The following is a 214-nucleotide window of genomic DNA, read 5'->3' as shown; positions in this document are numbered from 1 at the left end:
AGACGCGGGGGAACAACACGGCGACGGTGGTGACGCCGGTGAGCGCCAGCGCGGACCTGCAGGTGAGCAAGGTGGCGTCCAGCGCCAACGGCACGGCAGGCTCGACCATCAGCTACACGGTGACCCTGGTCAACCTGGGCCCGAGCACGGCGCAGAACGTGACCATGACCGACGTGGCCAGCGCCGGGCTGACGCTGGGCACGCCGGTGGTGAC

General features: G+C 70.6%; 1 protein-coding gene. It reads left to right on the top strand.

What is annotated here, in order from left to right:
• On the top strand, positions 1–214 hold a 214-nt coding region (locus BB427_RS09250), incomplete at both ends, for a DUF11 domain-containing protein (protein WP_139119060.1).

Origin of the sequence: Pseudoalteromonas sp. BMB, assembly GCF_001709235.1 — a bacterium.
GTDB classification, from domain to species: Bacteria; Pseudomonadota; Gammaproteobacteria; order Enterobacterales; family Alteromonadaceae; genus Pseudoalteromonas; species Pseudoalteromonas maricaloris.
Note: the sequence above shows the minus strand (reverse complement) of the source record. Positions and strands in the feature narration are given on the sequence as shown.